The sequence below is a fragment of the Streptomyces sp. P9-A4 genome, from assembly GCF_036634195.1.
Classification (GTDB): domain Bacteria; phylum Actinomycetota; class Actinomycetes; order Streptomycetales; family Streptomycetaceae; genus Streptomyces.
This window is the reverse complement of the sequence record NZ_JAZIFY010000001.1, coordinates 4,959,103-4,977,496: the sequence shown is the minus strand read 5'-3', so window position 1 is coordinate 4,977,496 and position 18,394 is coordinate 4,959,103. Positions and strand designations below refer to the sequence as shown.

The window sequence follows — 18,394 nt, the reverse complement described above, 5'->3', positions numbered from 1 at the left end:
GACAACGGCCTGACCGGCCTGACCGGCCTGACCGGCCTGACCGGAGAGCATGCCGGAGCACGGCGCGGACCTGCCTGGAGTGGACCCGGCCGGAATCGGCCTGGCCGATCGACCCGGCTGGGCCAGACCCGAACTGACCGTCCGGCGGCCTGATCCGGCCCAGCCCAGCCGGGCCCTATCAAACCTGAGTCGAGCCGGAACCGAACCGTTCGGCCCGCCGCAGCGTGCCGTCCCGTGCGCGAGCCGGCCCCTGGGGGCCGACCGTCGTCAGGGCTGTGTGGGTGCGGGTCCCCCCGCGCCGGGGACCGGGAAGGCCCCTGCGGCGCGGCGGGTGATCTCGCCGTAGATCTCTGGGTCGGTCGTGTAGTCGCCGAGGCGGCAGGTCTTGCGGCTGCCGTGGTAGTCGCTGGAGCCCGTGGCCAGCAGCCCGAGCTCCTTCGCGAGCCCACGCAGCCGCGCCCGCGTCGCCTCGTCGTGGTCCATGTGGTCGACCTCGATACCGTCGAGCCCGGCCTCGGCGAGCCGGGCTATCGAGGCCTCGGGCAGCACCTGGCCGCGCTTGACGGCGAGCGGGTGCGCGAAGACGGTGACGCCGCCGGCCGCCTTGACGAGGCGGATCGCCTCGACCGGGTCCAGCTCGTGCTTCCCGACGTACGCCCGGCCGCCGTCGGCGAGCCAGTCGGGCGTGAACGCTCCCGACACATCCGGTACGACCCCCAGCTCGACAAGTGCCTCGGCCACGTGCGGTCGGCCCACGGAGCCGTCGCCGGCGATCCGGGCGACCTGCTCCCAGGTGACGGGCACCCCCAGCTCCTGGAGCTTGCCGACCATGGCACGCGCGCGCGGGACGCGGTCGTCGCGGACGAGCTCGCGCTCGGCGAGCAGCTCCGGCTCCTCGGGGTCGAAGAGGTACGCGAGCATGTGGAGGCCGATCCCGTCGACCCGGCAGGACAGCTCGGCGCCGGTGACGAGGGTGAGGCCCTCGGGGAGCGCGGCGATCGCCTCGGCGTGGCCGCGAGTGGTGTCGTGGTCGGTGAGGGCGACGACGTCGAGCCCGGCGGCGGCCGCGTTCCGTACGAGTTCGGCCGGGGAGTCCGTACCGTCGGAGGCCGTGGAGTGGGTGTGCAGATCGATGCGCACGACGCGGAACTCCGGGGACTCGGCACGGACGAGGGACGCTCCAGCATAACGGGCGAATCGAACACGCCGGTACGGAACGTCACCACCGGCCACCCCGCCCGGCGACCGCTCCCCATGGGCCCACGAGCCCGTAGGCCCGGCAGGATCCGAAGGACCGTCCTTTGCCGGTCGGTCTTAGCTCAGCAACCTCGGTGTCAGCGCGCCGCACGGGAGCAGTTCGACCTCGGCGCCCGCGTCGCGCAGGTCCGTCAGGACCAGCTCGTCGTACATGAGGAGACCGGACTGCTCGGGCCAGACGATCGCCCACAGCCACAGCCCGCAGGCCTCCCCCGCGAAGACCGCGCGGTCCTGCGGGGCGCCGTTCACGTGCCAGAGCGGGGTCGGGCGGCCGGCGGCGAGGACCTTCGTCTGCGGGGGTTTCTCGATGGCCATGCCCGCGCCGGGGTCGGGGCCGTCGATCCCGGCGTACCGGGCGCCGAGGCCGACGCCGAGTTCCTCGGCGATCAGGAGCAGCTCACCGATGCCGCCGAGCGGCCCGGGCCCCGAGCAGGCGACGGCGGTCGCGCGTCCGCCGCTGCGGTCGTCACCGGCGTACGCGACGCCCGTGAAGAGCCAGCCGACGGGCAGGGGCCAGGGCATCCAGACCGGCACCTGGGCCCGGTGCACGACGACACCGAGAGCCTCGACGCTGGGCGGGATCACGGGCTGGAGCGGGTGCACCGAGCCGTGCACATCACACTGCCAGGAGTCGGCGAAGAGTCCGGGCGCCCTGACCCGGCCACCGCACTTCGGACAACTGGGTTCGCCCCTCATAGGGCTCAACGGTCCTACCCCCGGAGCCCCGCGTCAAGGACGATCACGGACGATCACCCGTCCGGCCCGTGCCGTTCACCCGCGCCACCTGCGGATATACGTGTAGCTTGCACTCATTAGGCTCCCTAACTTATCGTGTGCATATTCCAACCATCTCGACGCGGAGGAGCCGCAGCATGCAGAGAGAAGAAGACGAGGGCGCGGCCGGGGTCGGCATCCTGCGCCAGCCGCCCGCCGTCTGGGCCACCGCCGGCGCCTCCGTCGTCGCCTTCATGGGCATCGGACTCGTCGACCCGATCCTCCCGTCGATCGCCCAGGGGCTGCACGCGACCCCCAGCCAGGTGTCGCTGCTCTTCACCTCGTACTTCCTCATCACCGCCGTCGCGATGCTGGTGACCGGCTTCGTCTCCAGCCGCATCGGCGGGCGCAGGACCCTGCTCGCCGGACTCGCGCTGGTCGTCGTCTTCGCCGCGCTCGCCGGCACCTCCGACTCCGTCGGCCAGCTCGTCGGCTTCCGGGCCGGCTGGGGCCTCGGCAACGCCCTCTTCGTCTCGACCTCGCTCGCCGTGATCGTCGGCGCCGCGGCCGGCGGCAGCGCGGCGGCGATCCTGCTCTACGAGTCGGCACTCGGCCTCGGCATGGCCTGCGGGCCGCTGCTCGGCGCCGTCCTCGGCAACGCGAGCTGGCGCTACCCCTTCTTCGGCACGGCCGCCCTGATGGCGGTCGGCTTCCTCTGCATCACGGTGTTCCTCAAGGAACAGCCGAAGCCGGCCCGCAAGGTCTCCCTGCTCGACCCGATCCGGGCGCTCGGCCACGGCGGGCTCGCCTCGGCCGCGGCGGCGGCGTTCTGCTACAACTACGCGTTCTTCACCGTGCTCGCCTTCACCCCGTTCGTACTGAACATGACGCCGTACAAGTCGGGCGCGGTGTTCTTCGCCTGGGGCGTGCTGCTCGCCGTCTTCTCGGTCCTGGTGGCACCCCCGCTCCAACGGCGCTTCGGCTCGCCTGCGGTGCTCGGCGGCTCGCTGGTGCTGCTCGCGGCCGACGTCGTGGTGCTCGGCTACGGCAGCCACACCACCGCGATCGTCTGCACGGTCCTGTCGGGCGCGTTCATCGGCGTCAACAACACCGTCTTCACCGAGCTGGCCCTCGGCGTCTCGGACGCCCCGCGCCCGGTCGCGAGCGCGGGCTACAACTTCGTCCGGTGGTTCGCCGCGGCGGCGGCCCCGTACCTCGCCCCGAAGATCGAGGAGTGGAGCGACGTCCACATGCCGTTCGTGGTGGCGGGCGTGGCGGCGGTGCTCGGCGCCGTGATCGTCCGGGTCCGGCGCACGGCCCTCACCCGCGAAGTCGGGGAACTGGCCCCGAAGCACGCCACGGAGGACGGCGTCGGCGTCTTCGCCAACTGACATCCCCGGACCGGAGCTCCCGGACCGGCCCGCCGGCCGGTGCGGGAGCCGGTCAGTCCAGATCCACGGACCTGCGCAGCGGATCGCGCAGGTCCGTCCCCCGTGCCAGCCAGCGCTCCTCCAGGGCCTGGGCCCCGTGCACCCGCTTCCACGCGGCCTCGTTCGAGGTCATCGGCAGGAGCGGCAGAAAGCGCACCGGGTCCATCGGCTCGTCCAGGTCGAGGTCCTCGACCAGACCGCCGGACTCGGCGACCAGCACCGAGCTGAAGGCGGCGCCCGGCCAGAGGGGATCGCCCACGTCGAGCGAGGCGCCCGGAGCGACGATCACCCCCTCGACCTGTGGGGTGGCGGCGAGGACCGCGAGCGGGCGCAGCACCTTGTCGGTGTCGGCGAGCCCGGCCCGTACGGTCAGGACCAGCTCGGCGCGCGGACCCTTGACCGGGTCGGCGAGCGCCGCGGTCGGATCGGCCATCGGCTGTGCGGACATGCCGAGGGTCGCGTACCGCACGAGATCGCCGTCGACGAAGCGCAGCACCTCGATCCGGTCCGTGCCGAGGAACGTCACCGCGGCCCGCGCGTCCGGTTCTCCGAGGGCCGTCCGCAACCGGGCCTCGACCAGAGCAAGAACTTCTCCCATGGGTTGAGCATAAAGCGCGTATGGAACGGGCAAAGGAAGGGATTGACCCTCAGTCGGCTGATAGTCTTGGCCGCTGGTCGGGAGTCCCGAACTCCCGACTACTCGTCACACGTCATCCCTCACGAGGGACCGGCCGGAGGAGGTGGGGCTGCGATGGACCGAAGTCGATCGGGCAGTACCAGTCGCTCTTCCGACCCGCACCCGAGCCCGGTGCGTACGTCTCTCCGGTGATTCCAGGTCCGCACGGATCTTCTTCTCCGGCATCTCGCACGACGGAAGAGCATTTCGCCTTTGCCTGTCAGTAGCGAACGCCGTCACCGCGACCATTCGGTGCCGCCCGCTTTGTGGACGACGTAGCTCCACGTCCCCATTCCGGGCTGTGCCGTGCTCGCCGACGGCCTCTCCGTGAAGGAGCATGCCCATGTCGATGATCCGTGACCTGCGCGCCGCCGTCCGCCCGAGCCTGCTGCACCCGCTGCGCAAGACCCCGACCGCGTACACCTCGTACGACCCCACCCGCGACCACTCGGCCTCCAGCGCCGTGGTCGACTGCGCCGTCTACCGCGACGGGCGTCGCATCGACGACCGCGAGTGCCTGACGCCGCGCGGCGCGATGAGCCAGGTGCGGGAGAGCGGCGGCTTCGCCTGGATCGGTCTGCATGAGCCGACCGAGGCCGAATTCGCCGGTATCGCCGCCGAGTTCGGGCTGCACCCGCTCGCCGTCGAGGACGCCGTCCACGCCCACCAGCGGCCCAAGCTGGAGCGGTACGACGACACCCTCTTCACCGTCTTCAAGACCATCCACTACGTCGAGCACGCCGAACTCACCGCGACCAGCGAGGTCGTGGAGACCGGCGAGGTCATGTGCTTCACCGGCCCCGACTTCGTCATCACCGTCCGGCACGGCGGCCAGGGCTCCCTGCGCAACCTCCGGCACCGCCTCCAGGGCGAGCCGGAGCTGCTCGCCAAAGGCCCCTCGGCCGTGCTGCACGCCCTCTCCGACCATGTCGTCGACGGCTACATCGCGGTCGCCGACGCGGTCGAACTCGACATCGACCAGCTGGAGATCGACGTCTTCTCGCCGGCCGCGAAGGGCTCCACGCGCGGTACGGACACCGGCCGGATCTACCAGCTGAAGCGCGAGGTGCTGGAGTTCAAGCGGGCCGTCACACCGCTCATGCGCCCGATGCAGCTGCTCAGCGAGCGGCCCATGCGGCTGGTCGACCCCGACATCCAGAAGTACTTCCGGGACGTCGCCGACCACCTCGCCCGGGTCCAGGAGCAGGTCGTCGGCTTCGACGAACTGCTCAACTCGATCCTCCAGGCCAACCTGGCGCAGGCGACCGTCGCGCAGAACGAGGACATGCGCAAGATCACCTCGTGGGCGGCGATCGTCGCCGTCCCCACGGCGGTCTGCGGCGTGTACGGCATGAACTTCGACCACATGCCGGAGCTGCACTGGAAGTACGGCTACCCGATGGTGCTGACCGGCATCATCGCGGTCTGCTTCACCATCCACCGCACCCTCAAGCGCAACGGCTGGCTCTAGGACTGTCTTCCGGATCATGCCGGGCTCGCGGGGCCTGGCATGATCCGGCCTGATCCAAAGGACAGGCCCTGGGTACTCTTCGGCCATGACCGACACGCTGCTCACCGGCGCCCTCGTCGAGGAGGCCACCAAGAAGTCCGGCCTCGTCTGGGTGCGCGGCACCGGACCCGCCCGCGCGCTCTGGCACGTCTGGCACGACGGGGCCGCCTTCGTCGTCGGCGACGGCCCCGGCGAGCAGCCGCTGCCGGGCCTCGCGGACGGCGGGACGGCCGAGGTCACGGTCCGCAGCAAGGACAAGGGCGGCCGGCTCGTCGCCTGGACCGCCGCCGTACGCGAACTCGCCCACGGTACGGACGAGTGGGACGCGGCGGTCGCCGAGCTCAAGGGCAAGCGGCTCAACGCACCCGACGGCGAGGCCATGACCGGCCGCTGGGCGCGCGAGTGCCGGGTGCTGCGCCTCGAACCCCGCGCCTCGACCACGGAGCTGCCGGACGGCTCGCTGGCCGCCGTACCGCTGCCGACGGAGGCCACGACCCGCGAACCGGTACCGGCGGGCCTCCCGAAACTCCTGTTCAAGCGCCGCAGGCGCTGATCACCTCAGCCTGCCGGACCGCTCAGGTCCGGGGCAGCTGCTTGCCGTAGTCGAGGGTCTCCCCCGTCGAAGGCGCGGCGAGCGGGAAGTCCTTGTTCCACTCGGAGAGCATCACGACGCCCGCGCCCCCGCCCCGCGCGAACCTCAGCGGGTACGGGGAGCCCTCAAGGGCCACGTCGAGAGTGCCGCCCTCGCCGTCCGCGCCGCCCTTCACCTTGACCGTGCGGACCCCGCCGATCTGGTCCCGGTCGCCCTTGACCATGTCGCCGTGCAGACCGATCAGCCCGTCGAGCAGCAGCCCCATGTCGGTGAAGCCGCGCAGCTGCTTGTACGAGGGGTCGCCCTGCGGCACCTTCACGTACTTGTCGTCGAGTTTGTCGGCGGCCTCGGCGTCCGCCTTCGTCGGCGTGTCGCCGCCCTTGTCGTCGTGCGCCCAGAAGTCCGCGTCGGCCTTGAGATAGAGCGCGTCGCCGACCCGCAGCAGCTCGAAGGTGCTGTTCTTCGTCACCACGGAGCCGGTGGCGCCGTCCTGCTTGAGGCGCATGTTCAGCTTGAACGTGTCGCCCTTGCTGACCAGGGTGCCGGAGAGCCGTACCGCCTTCGCCGCGTCCGCCACGGAGCGCGCCTTGCCCTCGATCTCGGGCGCGGAGAGCCTCCCCACGCCGTTGGTCCCCTCGTCCGGGTCGGCGGCGCAGGCGGTGACCCCCACGCTCAGACCGGCGCAGAGCGCCAGGGGCACGACGGCCCTGCGGATACGCGACGACGGGGCACGAACGGCCATCAGCGCTACCTCTCATGTCGTGGGGGACACGGGCCGCGGCCGTACCGGACTACGGGATACCGGGGCGGCGGCCGTCTGAACTGCCTGGTCCGCCGGGCGGCGGACCGCCGGCGTGCCGGTGGGGACGGCAGACCGCAGCGTACCCGGGCCGGGTGACGGCCCCGGCGGCAGCCGTACGGAGGCGCTGCCGGGGCGGGCCGGAACGCCACGGGCTAGCCTGAACGCGGCAAAGCTCGGCAATGACTCGAATCGTGCGGCACCGAGGAGGCGCGTGGCATGGCGGCAGGCGCCCCCCGGATCTTCGTCTCCCATCTCGCGGGAGTCCCCGTCTTCGACCCCGTCGGCGACCAGGTCGGCCGGGTCAGCGACCTGGTGGCCATGCTGCGGGTCGGCCGCAGACCGCCCCGGCTGCTCGGCATGGTCGTGGAGGTGCTGAGCCGCCGCCGGGTCTTCGTCCCGATGACCCGGATCACGGGCGTCCAGTCCGGCCAGGTCATCACCACCGGCGTCGTCAACATGCGCCGCTTCGAACGGCGCCCCACCGAGCGGCTGGTCCTCGGCGAACTCCTCGACCGGCGCGTCCGGCTGGTGGGGCCCGGCGGGGAGGAGGGCGAGGAGGTCACCGTCCTCGACGTCGCCATCCAGCAGCTGCCCGCCCGCCGCGACTGGGAGATCGACAAGGTCTTCGTCCGCAAGGGCAAGGGCGGGGTGCTGAGCCGCAAGGGCGAGACGCTGACCGTCGAGTGGTCGGCGGTCACCGGCTTCTCCCTGGAGGAGCACGGACAGGGCGCCGAGAGCCTGGTCGCCACCTTCGAGAAGCTGCGCCCCGCCGACCTCGCCAACGCGCTGCACCACCTCTCCCCCAAGCGGCGCGCCGAGGTCGCCGCGGCGCTCGACGACGACCGGCTCGCCGACGTCCTCGAAGAGCTGCCGGAGGACGACCAGATCGAGATCATCGGCAAGCTGAAGGAGGAGCGGGCGGCCGACGTCCTGGAGGCGATGGACCCGGACGACGCGGCCGACCTGCTGTCCGAGCTGCCCGAGGAGGACCAGGAGCGGCTGCTGACCCTGATGCAGCCGGACGACGCGGCCGATGTGCGCCGCCTCCTGGCGTACGAGGAGCGCACGGCGGGCGGTCTGATGACGACCGAGCCGATCGTGCTGCGGCCGGACGCCACGGTCGCGGACGCGCTCGCCCGGGTCCGACAGCAGGACCTGTCGCCGGCGCTCGCCGCGCAGGTGTACGTGTGCCGGCCGCCGGACGAGACGCCGACCGGCAAGTACCTGGGCACGGTGCACTTCCAGCGGCTGCTGCGGGATCCGCCGTTCACGCTGGTCAGTTCGCTGGTGGACAGCGATCTCCCGCCGCTCGGCCCGGACACCCCGCTGCCGGCCGTCACCAGCTACCTCGCCGCGTACAACATGGTCGCGGCGCCCGTGGTCGACGAGAGCGGTTCGCTGCTCGGCGCGGTGACCGTCGACGACGTCCTCGACCACCTGCTGCCGGAGGACTGGCGGGAGACCGAGTTCCACGAGGAGGGGGCGGGGCATGGCGGCTGAGCGCACACAGGAGCGGGACCGGGAGCGCGAGCGGACGGGTCCCCGCATCCGGCTCGACCTGCCGCGCGAGCGGCGGGCCCGGTTCCTCCCGGAGTACGACCCCGAGGCCTTCGGCCGGCTCTCGGAGCGGATCGCCCGGTTCCTGGGGACCGGGCGGTTCCTGGTCTGGATGACGCTGACGATCATCGTCTGGGTCCTGTGGAACATCTTCGCCCCGGGGCCGCTGAAGTTCGACGAGTACCCGTTCATCTTCCTGACGCTGGCGCTGTCCCTCCAGGCCTCGTACGCGGCGCCGCTGATCCTGCTCGCGCAGAACCGGCAGGACGACCGGGACCGGGTCAATCTCGAACAGGACCGGAAGCAGAACGAGCGGTCGATCGCGGACACCGAGTACCTGACCCGGGAGATCGCGGCGCTGCGGATGGGCCTCGGCGAGGTCGCCACCCGCGACTGGATCCGGTCGGAGCTCCAGGACCTGGTCAGGGAGCTGGAGGAGCGCCCCGGTCTATTCCCGTCCGGCGACTCCCGGGGAAGTGACGTACCCGACCGTTGACAGGCCTTTCATGGGCCGGTGGTATGCGCCGTACCATCATCGGTATGGCTACGGAAGACGCGGTGCTCGAAGCGCTGGCGACGGTGAACGACCCTGAGATCAACAAGCCGATCACTGAGCTCGGCATGGTCAAGTCGGTGGAGATCGAACCGGACGGCAAGGTCGCCGTCACGGTCTACCTGACGGTCTCCGGCTGCCCGATGCGCGAGACCATCACACAGCGCGTGACCGAGGCCGTCTCTCGGGTCGAGGGTGTCACCGCCGTCGATGTCTCGCTGGACGTGATGAGCGACGAACAGCGGAAGGAGCTGGCCGCGGCGCTGCGCGGCACGGGAGCGGAACGCGAGGTGCCGTTCGCGAAGCCCGGATCGCTGACACGGGTGTACGCGGTGGCCTCCGGCAAGGGCGGTGTCGGCAAGTCGTCCGTCACCGTGAACCTGGCCGCGGCGATGGCCGCCGACGGTCTCAAGGTCGGTGTCGTCGACGCCGACATCTACGGCCACAGCGTGCCGCGGATGCTGGGCGCCGACGGGCGTCCGACCCAGGTCGAGAACATGATCATGCCGCCCTCGGCACACGGCGTGAAGGTCATCTCGATCGGCATGTTCACCCCGGGCAACGCCCCGGTCGTGTGGCGCGGCCCGATGCTGCACCGCGCGCTCCAGCAGTTCCTGGCGGACGTGTACTGGGGTGACCTGGACGTCCTCCTGCTCGACCTGCCCCCGGGCACCGGCGACATCGCGATCTCGGTCGCGCAGCTCGTCCCGAACGCGGAGATCCTGGTCGTCACGACCCCGCAGCAGGCGGCGGCCGAGGTCGCCGAGCGGGCCGGCTCGATCGCCGTCCAGACCCACCAGAAGATCGTCGGCGTCGTCGAGAACATGGCGGGCCTGCCGTGTCCGCACTGCGACGAGATGGTCGACGTGTTCGGCACCGGCGGCGGCCAGCGGGTCGCGGACGGTCTGACGCGGACCACGGGCGCGACGGTCCCGGTCCTCGGCTCGATCCCGATCGACGTACGGCTCCGCGAGGGCGGCGACGAGGGCAAGCCCGTCGTCCTGTCCGACCCGGACTCCCCGGCGGGTGCGGCCCTGCGCGCCATCGCCGGCAAGCTCGGCGGCCGTCAGCGCGGCCTCTCCGGCATGAGCCTGGGCATCACGCCGCGCAACAAGTTCTGAGACCGGCCCGTTCCGGCAGAGGGCGCCCCTTCGGGGGCGCCCTTCGTCATGCCGTCAGGCGTACGCGTCGAGGTCCTTGATCTGTGAGAACCCGAGCCCGTAGGCGCTCATCCCCCGCCCGTACGCCCCGATGTGGACGCCGTCCGCGGACCCGGCGAGGACCCAGCCGAACTCGGACTCCCGGTAGTGGAACGGCACCGGGACGCCGTCCACCGGCAGCGACAGCGTCGACCACTCCGCCCCTTCGAGGTCGTCGGCGAGCTCGAAGGCCGTCTCGGTCTGCTGGTCCAGCCAGTTGTCGCGCGTCGCGTGGTCGAGCGAGGCGGGCCAGGTGTGGACGAGCAGCCCGCCGCCGGCCAGCCAGGCGGCCGAGGAGACGGTGGTGGCGTCGAGGACGCCGGTGCCGTCGCCGGTCCGCCGGACCGGGCTCGCCGCGACCGTGACCACGACCGCGAACCGCTCCTTCTCCGCGGCGCTCGCGTCCGACTTTATCGACGGCGCGTCACCGTGCCCGGTCGATCCGTGCTGGACACTGCCGTCCGCCGCCGTGCCGACCTGCATCAGCCAGCGGGGCCCGGTGAACGCCTCGTCGAGGCCGTACCAGGCGAAGGGCGCGCGCAGATAGCCCTCGGCGGTCCGCCGGGCCGTCGGTACGCCCTCCACCCGACTCGTGGTCTCCATCAAGGCCGCCTCCTCGTTCCGTCAACAGAGGGAGGATAGCCACCAGGACGCGTCGGGGCGGTGACAGCCCGTCGTCAGGTCGCGTCGGAGTCGTACGGCGGACGCTCGGTGGTGTCCGGCTTGTCCTGCTTCTTGAGGAGGTCCGGGGTGCCGCCGGCGGCCGTGACGGCGCCCGCGGAACCGTTGACCGGAGTGCCGTTGACCGGGGTGCCGGTGACGGCGGACGGCTGCGGTTCGCGGCCGTGGACCGCGTCGGCGACCTCGTTCATCTCCTTCTTGAGGTCGAAGCTGCCGCGCAGCTCCTTGAGTTCCTTGAGGTCCTCGTTCTGATCCAGCTGCTTGCGCAGGAACGTCTTGGGGTTGAGGTCCTCGAACTCGAAGTCCTTGAAGTCCGGTCCCAGCTCGCTGCGGATGTCCTCCTTCGCGCTGTCCGAGAAGTCACGGACCTTCCGGATGAAGCGCGAGACGTCCTGGATCACCTTCGGGAGCTTGTCCGGCCCGAAGACGAGCACGGCGAGGACCACGAGCGTCACCAGCTCGAGTGCGCCTATGTCGCTGAACACCTTGTAGCTCCTTCACGCCGGTCCAGGGCCCGGTCCACGGTACCCGCCGAAACTGCCGCGCGGGTACCTTCCGGTGGCCGCCACATGGCACTCAGGTGCCCTGCGAGGAGCCGAGGGTCAACGTCTTTGTCAGCTCTTTGCCGTTGCGGGTCAGCGTGAGCTCCAGCTTGTCGCCGGGGCGGTGGGCGCGGATCTTCACGATCAGCTCCTCGCCGTTGTGCACGCGCTGGCCGTCGACCTTGGTGATGACGTCCCCGGGCCGGAGTCCGGCCTGGGCGGCCGGGCCGCCGGGCGTGACGGAGGCGGAGCCGTCCTTGCCCTTCTCGCCGACGCGGGCGCCGTCGCCGTTGAACTGCATGTCGAGGCTCACACCGATGACGGGGTGGCGGGCCTTGCCGGTGTTGATGAGCTCCTCGGCGACGCGCTTGCCCTGGTTGATCGGTATGGCGAAGCCGAGGCCGATGGAGCCGGGCTGGCCGGCGCCGGCGCCCTCGCCCTCGCCGGAACCGCCGGCGGCGCGGATCGCGCTGTTGATGCCGACGACCCGGGCCTTGGAGTCGAGCAGCGGACCGCCGGAGTTGCCGGGGTTGATGGGGGCGTCGGTCTGGAGCGCGTCGACATAGCTGATGTCGGTGCCGTCGCCCTTCTCGCCGCCCGCCGTGATCGGCCGCTCCTTGGCGCTGATGATGCCGGAGGTGACCGTGTTGGAGAGGTCGAAGGGGGCGCCGATGGCGACGACGGGGTCGCCGACGCGGACGTTGTCGGAGTTGCCGAGCGGCAGCGGCTTGAGGCCGGAGACCCCGGTGACCTGGACGACGGCCAGGTCGTAGCCGGTGTCCTTGCCGATGAGCTTGGCGCGGGCGCTCTCGCCGCTGGAGAAGGTCACCGTGATGTCCTCGGAGGACGCGGCGCCGTCGACGACGTGGTTGTTGGTGAGGATGTGGCCCTTGGTGTCCAGCACGAAGCCGGTGCCGGTGCCGGAGGAGCCGTTGCCCTTGACGTGCAGGGTGACCACGCCGGGCAGCGCGCTGGCGGCGATCCCGGCCACGCTGTCGGGGGCCCGGCCGATGTCCTCGGCGTCGGCCTGCGGCAGTTCGACGGTGGTGATCCCGCCGTTCCGCTCGACGTAGGCGCCGATGCCGCCGCCGATGACTCCGGTGACGAGCGCGAACACGAGCGCTCCGGCGACGGCGAGCCCCTTGCGGGACTTCTTGGCGGGCGCGGGCGGGAGCGCGGGCCCGCCCGCCCCCCAGGGGTCGTACTGCACCCAGGGCGCGCCACCGGCGGGCGCGTGGGCCTGCGGGTGGCCCTGCGGGTGGGTGTGCGCCCCCGGGAGGGGCTGCGGCTGTACGGGGGGCACGTGGGCCTGCTGCGGCGGTACGGGCGCCGGCGGGCGCTGTACGGGCGGTGCGGGCGCCCACGGCCCCGGCTCGCCGTAGGGCGGCGTCCGGTACTCGTCGGGCGCGTGCAGCGGCTGCGGGGCGCCCTGCGCGGGGGCGGGGGCCTCTGCTGACGGGGCCTCGGGTCCCGGTGCCGGGGCGGTGTCCGTGGGAGCGGGGGCCGTGTCCGGGGCGGCGGGGGCCACGGAAGTCCCGTCCGCCGCGGCGGCGGTGTCGGTGAACGCGGCCGGCTCGCCCTTGGTGAGCAGCACGGTCGGCTCGGGCGCCGCCGCGACGGCCGGCGCTTCCGGCCCGTCGGCCGGGGCCGGCGAGTCCGTCACGTCCGTGCCGCCCGTGTCCCCGGCCGGCGGCTGGGGCGCGGGCAGCGGAAAGTCGCCGTCGCCGTCAGCGGTGCCGACCCCCGGGCCGGTGACGTCGTCGGCCGGAGGCGGCGAGGGTATCCGCGCCGCCTCCGGTGTGCTCGAAGGCCGGCTCCACCAGTTCGGCTTCCCGTTGTTCATGCTCTCCCCGCAACCGCTGGCCCGTCCGCGCCCCTGGGTCGGGCGCCGGTGTCCCTGGATTCAACCAGGTCGCGGGTCAGCGGTGGGAGCCGAGCGGCCCGGTCGTCGGACTCGCCGCCGGACTCGGCCCGGGGGCGAAGGCCAGCTGGAGCCCCGGACCCGTCGGCCGTATGAACGGCGACAGGGCGAAGAACGACTGCGGGACCGGGTCCTGGAGGCGTACGGCCGTCATCGGTGTCGTGGGGGAACGCACCGCGTCCCGCGGCACCGCGCCCGCCGGGACCGTGCCCTGACCGGCCTTGGACACCGGGCCGTGCGGCAGCCCGGCGGGCACCGCCGAGAACGGCGGGTCCCCCGCGACCGGCTGTCCGGCCTCGGCCGGCTGAGCGCCGGACCGGTCGCCGGAGCGGGTGCCCCGGGAGACGGCCGTGCCCGAGCCGGGACCCGCGGCGGTGGCGCGCAGCGGCGTGACCGCGCTGCCCGTGCCCTGGCCGCCGCGCGCGCTCGCGCTCACCGAGGCCTCCAGCGGCAGGGTGCCGCCGAGGGCGATGGCCGCGAAGGAGACCGCGCTGGCCGCCGCGAAGGCGAACCGGCGCCCGCGGCCGGAGCCGCCGGACACCCGGTCGCCGACCTCGTGGATACGGAAGCCGGTGTGCGGGGCGTGCGGGGTGACGACCGCGGCGGTGGCGAAGCCGTCGGACTTCAGTCCGCCGGCGCCGAGGAGTTCTTCGAGGGGCCCTCTCGGTCCTCCGGAGCGTCCGGGGCCACCGGGTCCGCCCGGTTCGCCAGGACCCCCGGGCAACCCCTGGAGGCGCGCGAGGAACCCTTCGGAGGGCGGCGGGGGCGCCGCGGAGGCGAAGACGCTCTTGAGGCTGCGCTGTGCGTCGGCCTCCGCCTTGCAGCGGGCGCAGGTCGCCAGGTGGGCGAGGACCCGCTCGCGGGCGTCATGGCCGAGTTCGCCGTCGACGAGCGCGGCCAGCCGGTCCCCGAGGTGGTGTTCCGCGGGGGTCGGCGACGAGGAACGCGATCCGCTCACGCTGTCCCTGCCTCCCATCCGACGGAGGCGAGGGCACGCTCCGCCCGTGCCTCGGGCGAGCGGTGCTTGAGCGCCTTGCGCAGGTGGGAGCGACCGCGGTGGATCCGGCTGCGGACGGTGCCGAGCTTCACACCGAGGGTCGCGGCGATCTCCTCGTACGACAGTCCTTCGATGTCGCAGAGGACGACCGCGGCGCGGAACTCGGGCGCGAGGGTGTCGAGCGCCTGCTGCACGTCGGCGTCGAAGTGGGTGTCGTTGAACACCTGCTGCGGCGACGGCTCGCGGCTGGGCAGCCGCTCGGCGGCGTCGTCGGCGAGCGCGTCGAAGCGGATGCGCTGCTTGCGGCGGACCATGTCGAGGAAGAGGTTGGTGGTGATGCGGTGCAGCCAGCCCTCGAAGGTGCCCGGCGTGTAGGTCGACAGCGAGCGGAAGACGCGGACGAAGACCTCTTGCGTCAGATCCTCGGCGTCGTGCTGGTTGCCGGTGAGGCGGTACGCGAGCCGGTAGACCCGGCCACTGTGCGTGCTGACGATCTCCTCCCAGCTGGGAGGGGTCCACGCCTGCGATTCCGCATCCGATGCGAAGGTCGCGGTGGTGGGAGCGGAGTCGGTGGAGCGGAAACGGTCAGCTGTGTCGGTCACGGATTTCGGCTCACCCGCCGACCTGAGAAGACGCCGAAGCACTCCTCCCCGATCCACAGGCGCAGCCGCACCTCCCCTGTCGGCTCTGGTGGTGTCCAGTGGAGCCCCTACCATAGCCACCTCGCCCGTTAGCTCCGGATAAGAATCTTTACGCGAATTTGGAACCGGCTCGCCCGGCTGCCTCCTGTCGCGTTCTTCCCCTGGTGAACGCCCGGTCCCATCTGCGGGTTCCCGCTCACAGCGGATACAGTCACCGTTGCGTCAACTACGGGGACAGGAGAGGGCCATTACCGCCAACCGGCAGACGAGCTGGTCGTTCGCCGACGCCTTTGTCGCCGAGGACGACGCTCTGCGCTGGGCCCGGGAGCGGGCCAGGGAGGCAGGGCTGCCCTCGGTGTCCCCCGGTACCGGCGGCGCGCTGCGCCTGCTCGCCGCGACGGCGGACGCCAAGGCGGTGGCCGAGATCGGAACCGGCACGGGCGTGTCGGGCATCTATCTGCTGCTCGGGATGCGGCCGGACGGCGTCCTGACCACGGTGGACCTCCAGCCGGAGCGGCAGCAGCTCGCCAAGACGGCGTTCCGGGCGGCGGGCTTCGCCGGCAACCGGGCCCGCTTCATCCCCGGCCGCGCCCTGGACGTACTGCCCCGGCTCGCGGACGGCGGCTACGACCTCGTGTTCTGCGACGGCGACCGGCTGGAGTACCTGGACTACCTCGCTGAATCGTTGCGCCTGCTGCGACCGGGAGGTCTGGTCTGCTTCGAGGGCGTCTTCGCGGACGGCCGCACGGTCGACTCGGCGGCCCAGCCGCCCGAGGTCCAGCGGATCCGCGAACTGCTCCGCGCGGTGCGCGAGAGCCACGAGCTCGTCCCCTCCCTGCTGCCGGTCGGCGACGGCCTGCTCTGCGCGGTCCGCCGGGGCTGAGACGCCCGCGGAACCCCCGTAGCACCGGACCTTCCGGCCCCCGTGGCCCCGTAGCACCGGACTTCCCGGCCCCCGTGGCCCCGTGGACCCCACCGAAGTTCCCCGCGCGCCCTCACCCGAGCCCCCCGCCCCCGGGCACACCACTGCCCCGGTACGGGCAGGCCGTACCGGGGCAGTGGTCAGGATGTCGAGGAGATTCGGGTCAGCCGACGACCTTCTTCAGGGCGTCGCCCAGCGCCTCGGCCTCGTCCGGGGTCAGCTCGACGACAAGCCGACCGCCGCCTTCGAGCGGAACGCGCATGACGATGCCCCGCCCCTCCTTGGTCACCTCGAGCGGGCCGTCACCCGTCCGCGGCTTCATGGCCGCCATGCTTGTTCCCCTTCCTGAAACCAGCTCTTTGTCAGCCGGGCAGCTCCATGATGTGGAGCACGCGTCACCGGCTTCGAACACATTGCTTCCAGGTCATTATCCCGCATGGCAGGACCCGATGACCAACATCGATTGGCATCGCTTCCGCAACGCGCTCCCGCAAAACCCCACATTTCGGCGGTCCGCCTGCGATACTTCGCCGCTCGGCGTCCGCCGGGAGCCTCCAAATCTTTGACGCACCTCACATGGGCGGTGCGGGTGATGTCCGCCATGCTGGGCTGGTCAACCACGCGAAGAGGCGAAGGGATCACGATGGCCGACACGGTTCTGTACGAGGTGAGCGACGGACTCGCCACCATCACGCTCAACCGCCCCGAGGCCATGAACGCCATGAACGTGGCGACCAAGGTGGCCCTCCGGGACGCGGTGGAGACCGCCGCGACGGACCCCGCCGTACGGGCGGTGCTGCTCACCGCGGCCGGCGACCGGGCGTTCTGCGTCGGCCAGGACCTCAAGGAGCACGTGGGGCTGCTCATGGCGGACCAGGAGTCCGGCACCAGCGAGACCATGAACACGGTCCGCGACCACTACAACCCGATCACCACGGCCCTCGCGGGCATGGCGAAGCCGGTGGTGGCGGGCGTGAACGGCGTCGCGGCGGGGGCCGGCTTCGGCTTCGCGCTCGCGGCGGACTTCCGGGTGGTCGCGGAGACCGCCTCGTTCAACACCGCGTTCGCGGGCGTGGCGCTCACCGCCGACTCGGGCGTGTCCTGGACGCTGCCCCGGCTGATCGGCGCGAGCCGGGCGTCCGACCTGCTGCTCTTCCCGCGCACGATCAGCGCGCAGGAGGCGTACGAACTGGGCATCGCGAACCGCCTGGTCCCGGCCGCCGACCTCGCCGCCGAGGCCGAGAAGGTGGCCCGGAAGCTGGCGGCGGGCCCGACGGTGGCGTACGCGGCCCTGAAGGAGTCCCTCGCCTTCGGCGCCGGCCACTCGCTCACCGAGGCGCTGGAGAAGGAGGAGGAGCTCCAGACCCGGGCGGGCGCCTCCGAGGACCACACGATCGCGGTCCGCGCCTTCGTCGCCAAGGAGAAGCCCACGTACCTGGGCCGCTGAGCCCGGCGGGAACCCGTTCGTACGGGTGGTGGGCGTGTCTATAAGATCCGCTCACCATTCGTACGCACGTACCTGGGGGGTTCCGTGCGTGGCGAACACCCAGTGGGAGGTCGAGAACGGGCGCGCGTGGATGGACTGGGTCTCCAGCGACACCCCGCGCCCGGCCGCTCTCCCGGCCGAGTCCAGGTTCGGCGACCTCAACAACGACGGCGTCGCCGACCTCCTCGAACGCACCGCGGACGGTCGTCTCTGGTTCCTCGGCGGTTTCCGCGACGCCGACTGGAACGCCAAGGGCCTCCTGGTCGGCGGCGGCTGGAACGGCATGACCCAGCTCGTCCGGCACGGCGACTACGACGGCGACGGCTGCGAGGACGTCTACGCCCGCGACCGGGCCGGCGTGCTGTGGCTCTACCCGGGCAACGGCAAGGGCTGGTTCAAGCCCCGCGTCAAGATCGGCGGCGGCTGGAACACGATGAGGGAGTTCGACGCGGTCGGGGACATCACCGGTGACGGCCGCCGTGACCTGGTCGCCCGGGACACCGCCGGCGTCCTGTGGACGTACCCGGGCAACGGCCGGGGCTGGTTCGGCGCCCGCAAGAAGGTCGGCGGCGGCTGGAACGCCATGAACCGGCTCGTGGCACCCGGCGACATGACCGGCGACGGCAGGTCCGACCTGGTCGCCCGGGACGGCTCGCGCGCCCTCTGGCTCTACCCGGGCACCGGCCGTGGCACGTTCGGCGCCCGGGTCAGACTGCCGTACGCCTGGCCTTCGGACGCCCCGGTGTTCTCCGTCGGCGACGTGACGGGCGACGGCGCGTCGGACCTGATGCGGCCGATCGACTGGAACCAGCTCTACATCTACGCCGGCAACGGCCGCGGCGGCCTCGCCGGCCCGCAGGCCGACATGGGCTGGGACTCCGCCGAACGCGTCCACGTCTTCTGATCCGACGGGA

General features: G+C 72.1%; 19 protein-coding genes. 9 read left to right on the top strand and 10 right to left on the bottom strand.

Features of this window, described 5'->3' with window-relative positions; genetic code table 11:
- Window positions 1–267 precede the first annotated feature (267 nt).
- Window positions 268–1,140 (bottom strand): PHP domain-containing protein, encoded by an 873-nt coding sequence (locus V4Y03_RS22605; protein WP_332436109.1) that lies wholly within the window; start codon window positions 1,138–1,140, stop codon window positions 268–270.
- A 174-nt stretch (window positions 1,141–1,314) separates the two neighbouring features.
- Complete coding sequence (locus V4Y03_RS22600; protein ID WP_317876584.1) at window positions 1,315–1,953, bottom strand: DUF6758 family protein; 639 nt, start codon at window positions 1,951–1,953, stop codon at window positions 1,315–1,317.
- 176 nt (window positions 1,954–2,129) lie between these two features.
- Here V4Y03_RS22600 and V4Y03_RS22595 point away from each other — a divergent pair, with 176 nt between their 5' ends.
- Window positions 2,130–3,362, top strand: coding sequence for an MFS transporter (locus tag V4Y03_RS22595; protein ID WP_332436108.1), 1,233 nt, complete (start codon window positions 2,130–2,132; stop codon window positions 3,360–3,362).
- A gap of 52 nt (window positions 3,363–3,414) precedes the next feature.
- Here V4Y03_RS22595 and V4Y03_RS22590 read toward each other — a convergent pair whose 3' ends face one another.
- Window positions 3,415–3,999 (bottom strand): suppressor of fused domain protein, encoded by a 585-nt coding sequence (locus V4Y03_RS22590; RefSeq protein ID WP_317876586.1) that lies wholly within the window; start codon window positions 3,997–3,999, stop codon window positions 3,415–3,417.
- Between the two features lie 421 nt (window positions 4,000–4,420).
- On the opposite strand from V4Y03_RS22590, the gene V4Y03_RS22585 reads away from it, so the two are divergent.
- Window positions 4,421–5,548: a magnesium and cobalt transport protein CorA gene (locus V4Y03_RS22585; RefSeq protein WP_056551431.1), complete on the top strand. Its 1,128-nt coding sequence runs from the start codon at window positions 4,421–4,423 to the stop codon at window positions 5,546–5,548.
- Window positions 5,549–5,633: 85 nt separating this feature from the next.
- A complete protein-coding gene (locus V4Y03_RS22580) occupies window positions 5,634–6,140 on the top strand; it encodes a hypothetical protein (RefSeq protein WP_317876587.1) in 507 nt (168 codons plus the stop codon).
- A 22-nt stretch (window positions 6,141–6,162) separates the two neighbouring features.
- Here V4Y03_RS22580 and V4Y03_RS22575 read toward each other — a convergent pair whose 3' ends face one another.
- Complete coding sequence (locus tag V4Y03_RS22575) at window positions 6,163–6,921, bottom strand: hypothetical protein (RefSeq protein WP_317876588.1); 759 nt, start codon at window positions 6,919–6,921, stop codon at window positions 6,163–6,165.
- A gap of 276 nt (window positions 6,922–7,197) precedes the next feature.
- Between V4Y03_RS22575 and V4Y03_RS22570 the strand changes: the two genes are divergently transcribed.
- From V4Y03_RS22570 to V4Y03_RS22560, 3 genes are read left to right on the top strand one after another with little or no spacing between them, the layout of a single operon-like run.
- On the top strand, window positions 7,198–8,481 hold the full coding sequence (locus V4Y03_RS22570; RefSeq protein ID WP_317876589.1) for a magnesium transporter MgtE N-terminal domain-containing protein: 1,284 nt from the start codon (window positions 7,198–7,200) through the stop codon (window positions 8,479–8,481).
- The gene (locus V4Y03_RS22565; protein ID WP_317876590.1) at window positions 8,471–9,034 is read left to right on the top strand and encodes a DUF1003 domain-containing protein; all 564 of its coding nucleotides are present in this window, start codon (window positions 8,471–8,473) and stop codon (window positions 9,032–9,034) included. Before V4Y03_RS22570 ends, V4Y03_RS22565 begins: the two co-directional genes overlap by 11 nt.
- Window positions 9,035–9,078: 44 nt before the next feature.
- On the top strand, window positions 9,079–10,212 hold the full coding sequence (locus tag V4Y03_RS22560; RefSeq protein ID WP_317876591.1) for an Mrp/NBP35 family ATP-binding protein: 1,134 nt from the start codon (window positions 9,079–9,081) through the stop codon (window positions 10,210–10,212).
- A gap of 54 nt (window positions 10,213–10,266) precedes the next feature.
- Here V4Y03_RS22560 and V4Y03_RS22555 read toward each other — a convergent pair whose 3' ends face one another.
- From V4Y03_RS22555 to sigE, 5 genes are all read right to left on the bottom strand, one after another.
- Complete coding sequence (locus tag V4Y03_RS22555) at window positions 10,267–10,893, bottom strand: hypothetical protein (protein ID WP_317876592.1); 627 nt, start codon at window positions 10,891–10,893, stop codon at window positions 10,267–10,269.
- A gap of 74 nt (window positions 10,894–10,967) precedes the next feature.
- Window positions 10,968–11,456, bottom strand: a complete 489-nt coding sequence (locus V4Y03_RS22550; protein WP_317876593.1) for a sec-independent translocase — start codon at window positions 11,454–11,456, stop codon at window positions 10,968–10,970.
- 91 nt (window positions 11,457–11,547) lie between these two features.
- Complete coding sequence (locus tag V4Y03_RS22545) at window positions 11,548–13,356, bottom strand: S1C family serine protease (protein WP_332436107.1); 1,809 nt, start codon at window positions 13,354–13,356, stop codon at window positions 11,548–11,550.
- A 76-nt stretch (window positions 13,357–13,432) separates the two neighbouring features.
- Complete coding sequence (locus V4Y03_RS22540) at window positions 13,433–14,392, bottom strand: anti-sigma factor family protein (protein WP_332436106.1); 960 nt, start codon at window positions 14,390–14,392, stop codon at window positions 13,433–13,435.
- Window positions 14,389–15,147 (bottom strand): RNA polymerase sigma factor SigE, encoded by a 759-nt coding sequence (gene sigE, locus V4Y03_RS22535; RefSeq protein WP_317877500.1) that lies wholly within the window; start codon window positions 15,145–15,147, stop codon window positions 14,389–14,391. Before sigE ends, V4Y03_RS22540 begins: the two co-directional genes overlap by 4 nt.
- Before the next feature lie 142 nt (window positions 15,148–15,289).
- Here sigE and V4Y03_RS22530 point away from each other — a divergent pair, with 142 nt between their 5' ends.
- Window positions 15,290–15,955 (top strand): O-methyltransferase, encoded by a 666-nt coding sequence (locus V4Y03_RS22530; protein WP_317877499.1) that lies wholly within the window; start codon window positions 15,290–15,292, stop codon window positions 15,953–15,955.
- A gap of 202 nt (window positions 15,956–16,157) precedes the next feature.
- Here the strand turns inward: V4Y03_RS22530 and V4Y03_RS22525 are convergent, their stop codons facing one another.
- Window positions 16,158–16,325: a DUF3117 domain-containing protein gene (locus tag V4Y03_RS22525; RefSeq protein ID WP_009997451.1), complete on the bottom strand. Its 168-nt coding sequence runs from the start codon at window positions 16,323–16,325 to the stop codon at window positions 16,158–16,160.
- 312 nt (window positions 16,326–16,637) lie between these two features.
- Here V4Y03_RS22525 and V4Y03_RS22520 point away from each other — a divergent pair, with 312 nt between their 5' ends.
- The gene (locus tag V4Y03_RS22520; protein WP_332436105.1) at window positions 16,638–17,441 is read left to right on the top strand and encodes an enoyl-CoA hydratase/isomerase family protein; all 804 of its coding nucleotides are present in this window, start codon (window positions 16,638–16,640) and stop codon (window positions 17,439–17,441) included.
- Window positions 17,442–17,529: 88 nt separating this feature from the next.
- Complete coding sequence (locus tag V4Y03_RS22515; protein WP_332436104.1) at window positions 17,530–18,384, top strand: FG-GAP repeat domain-containing protein; 855 nt, start codon at window positions 17,530–17,532, stop codon at window positions 18,382–18,384.
- Window positions 18,385–18,394 lie beyond the last annotated feature (10 nt).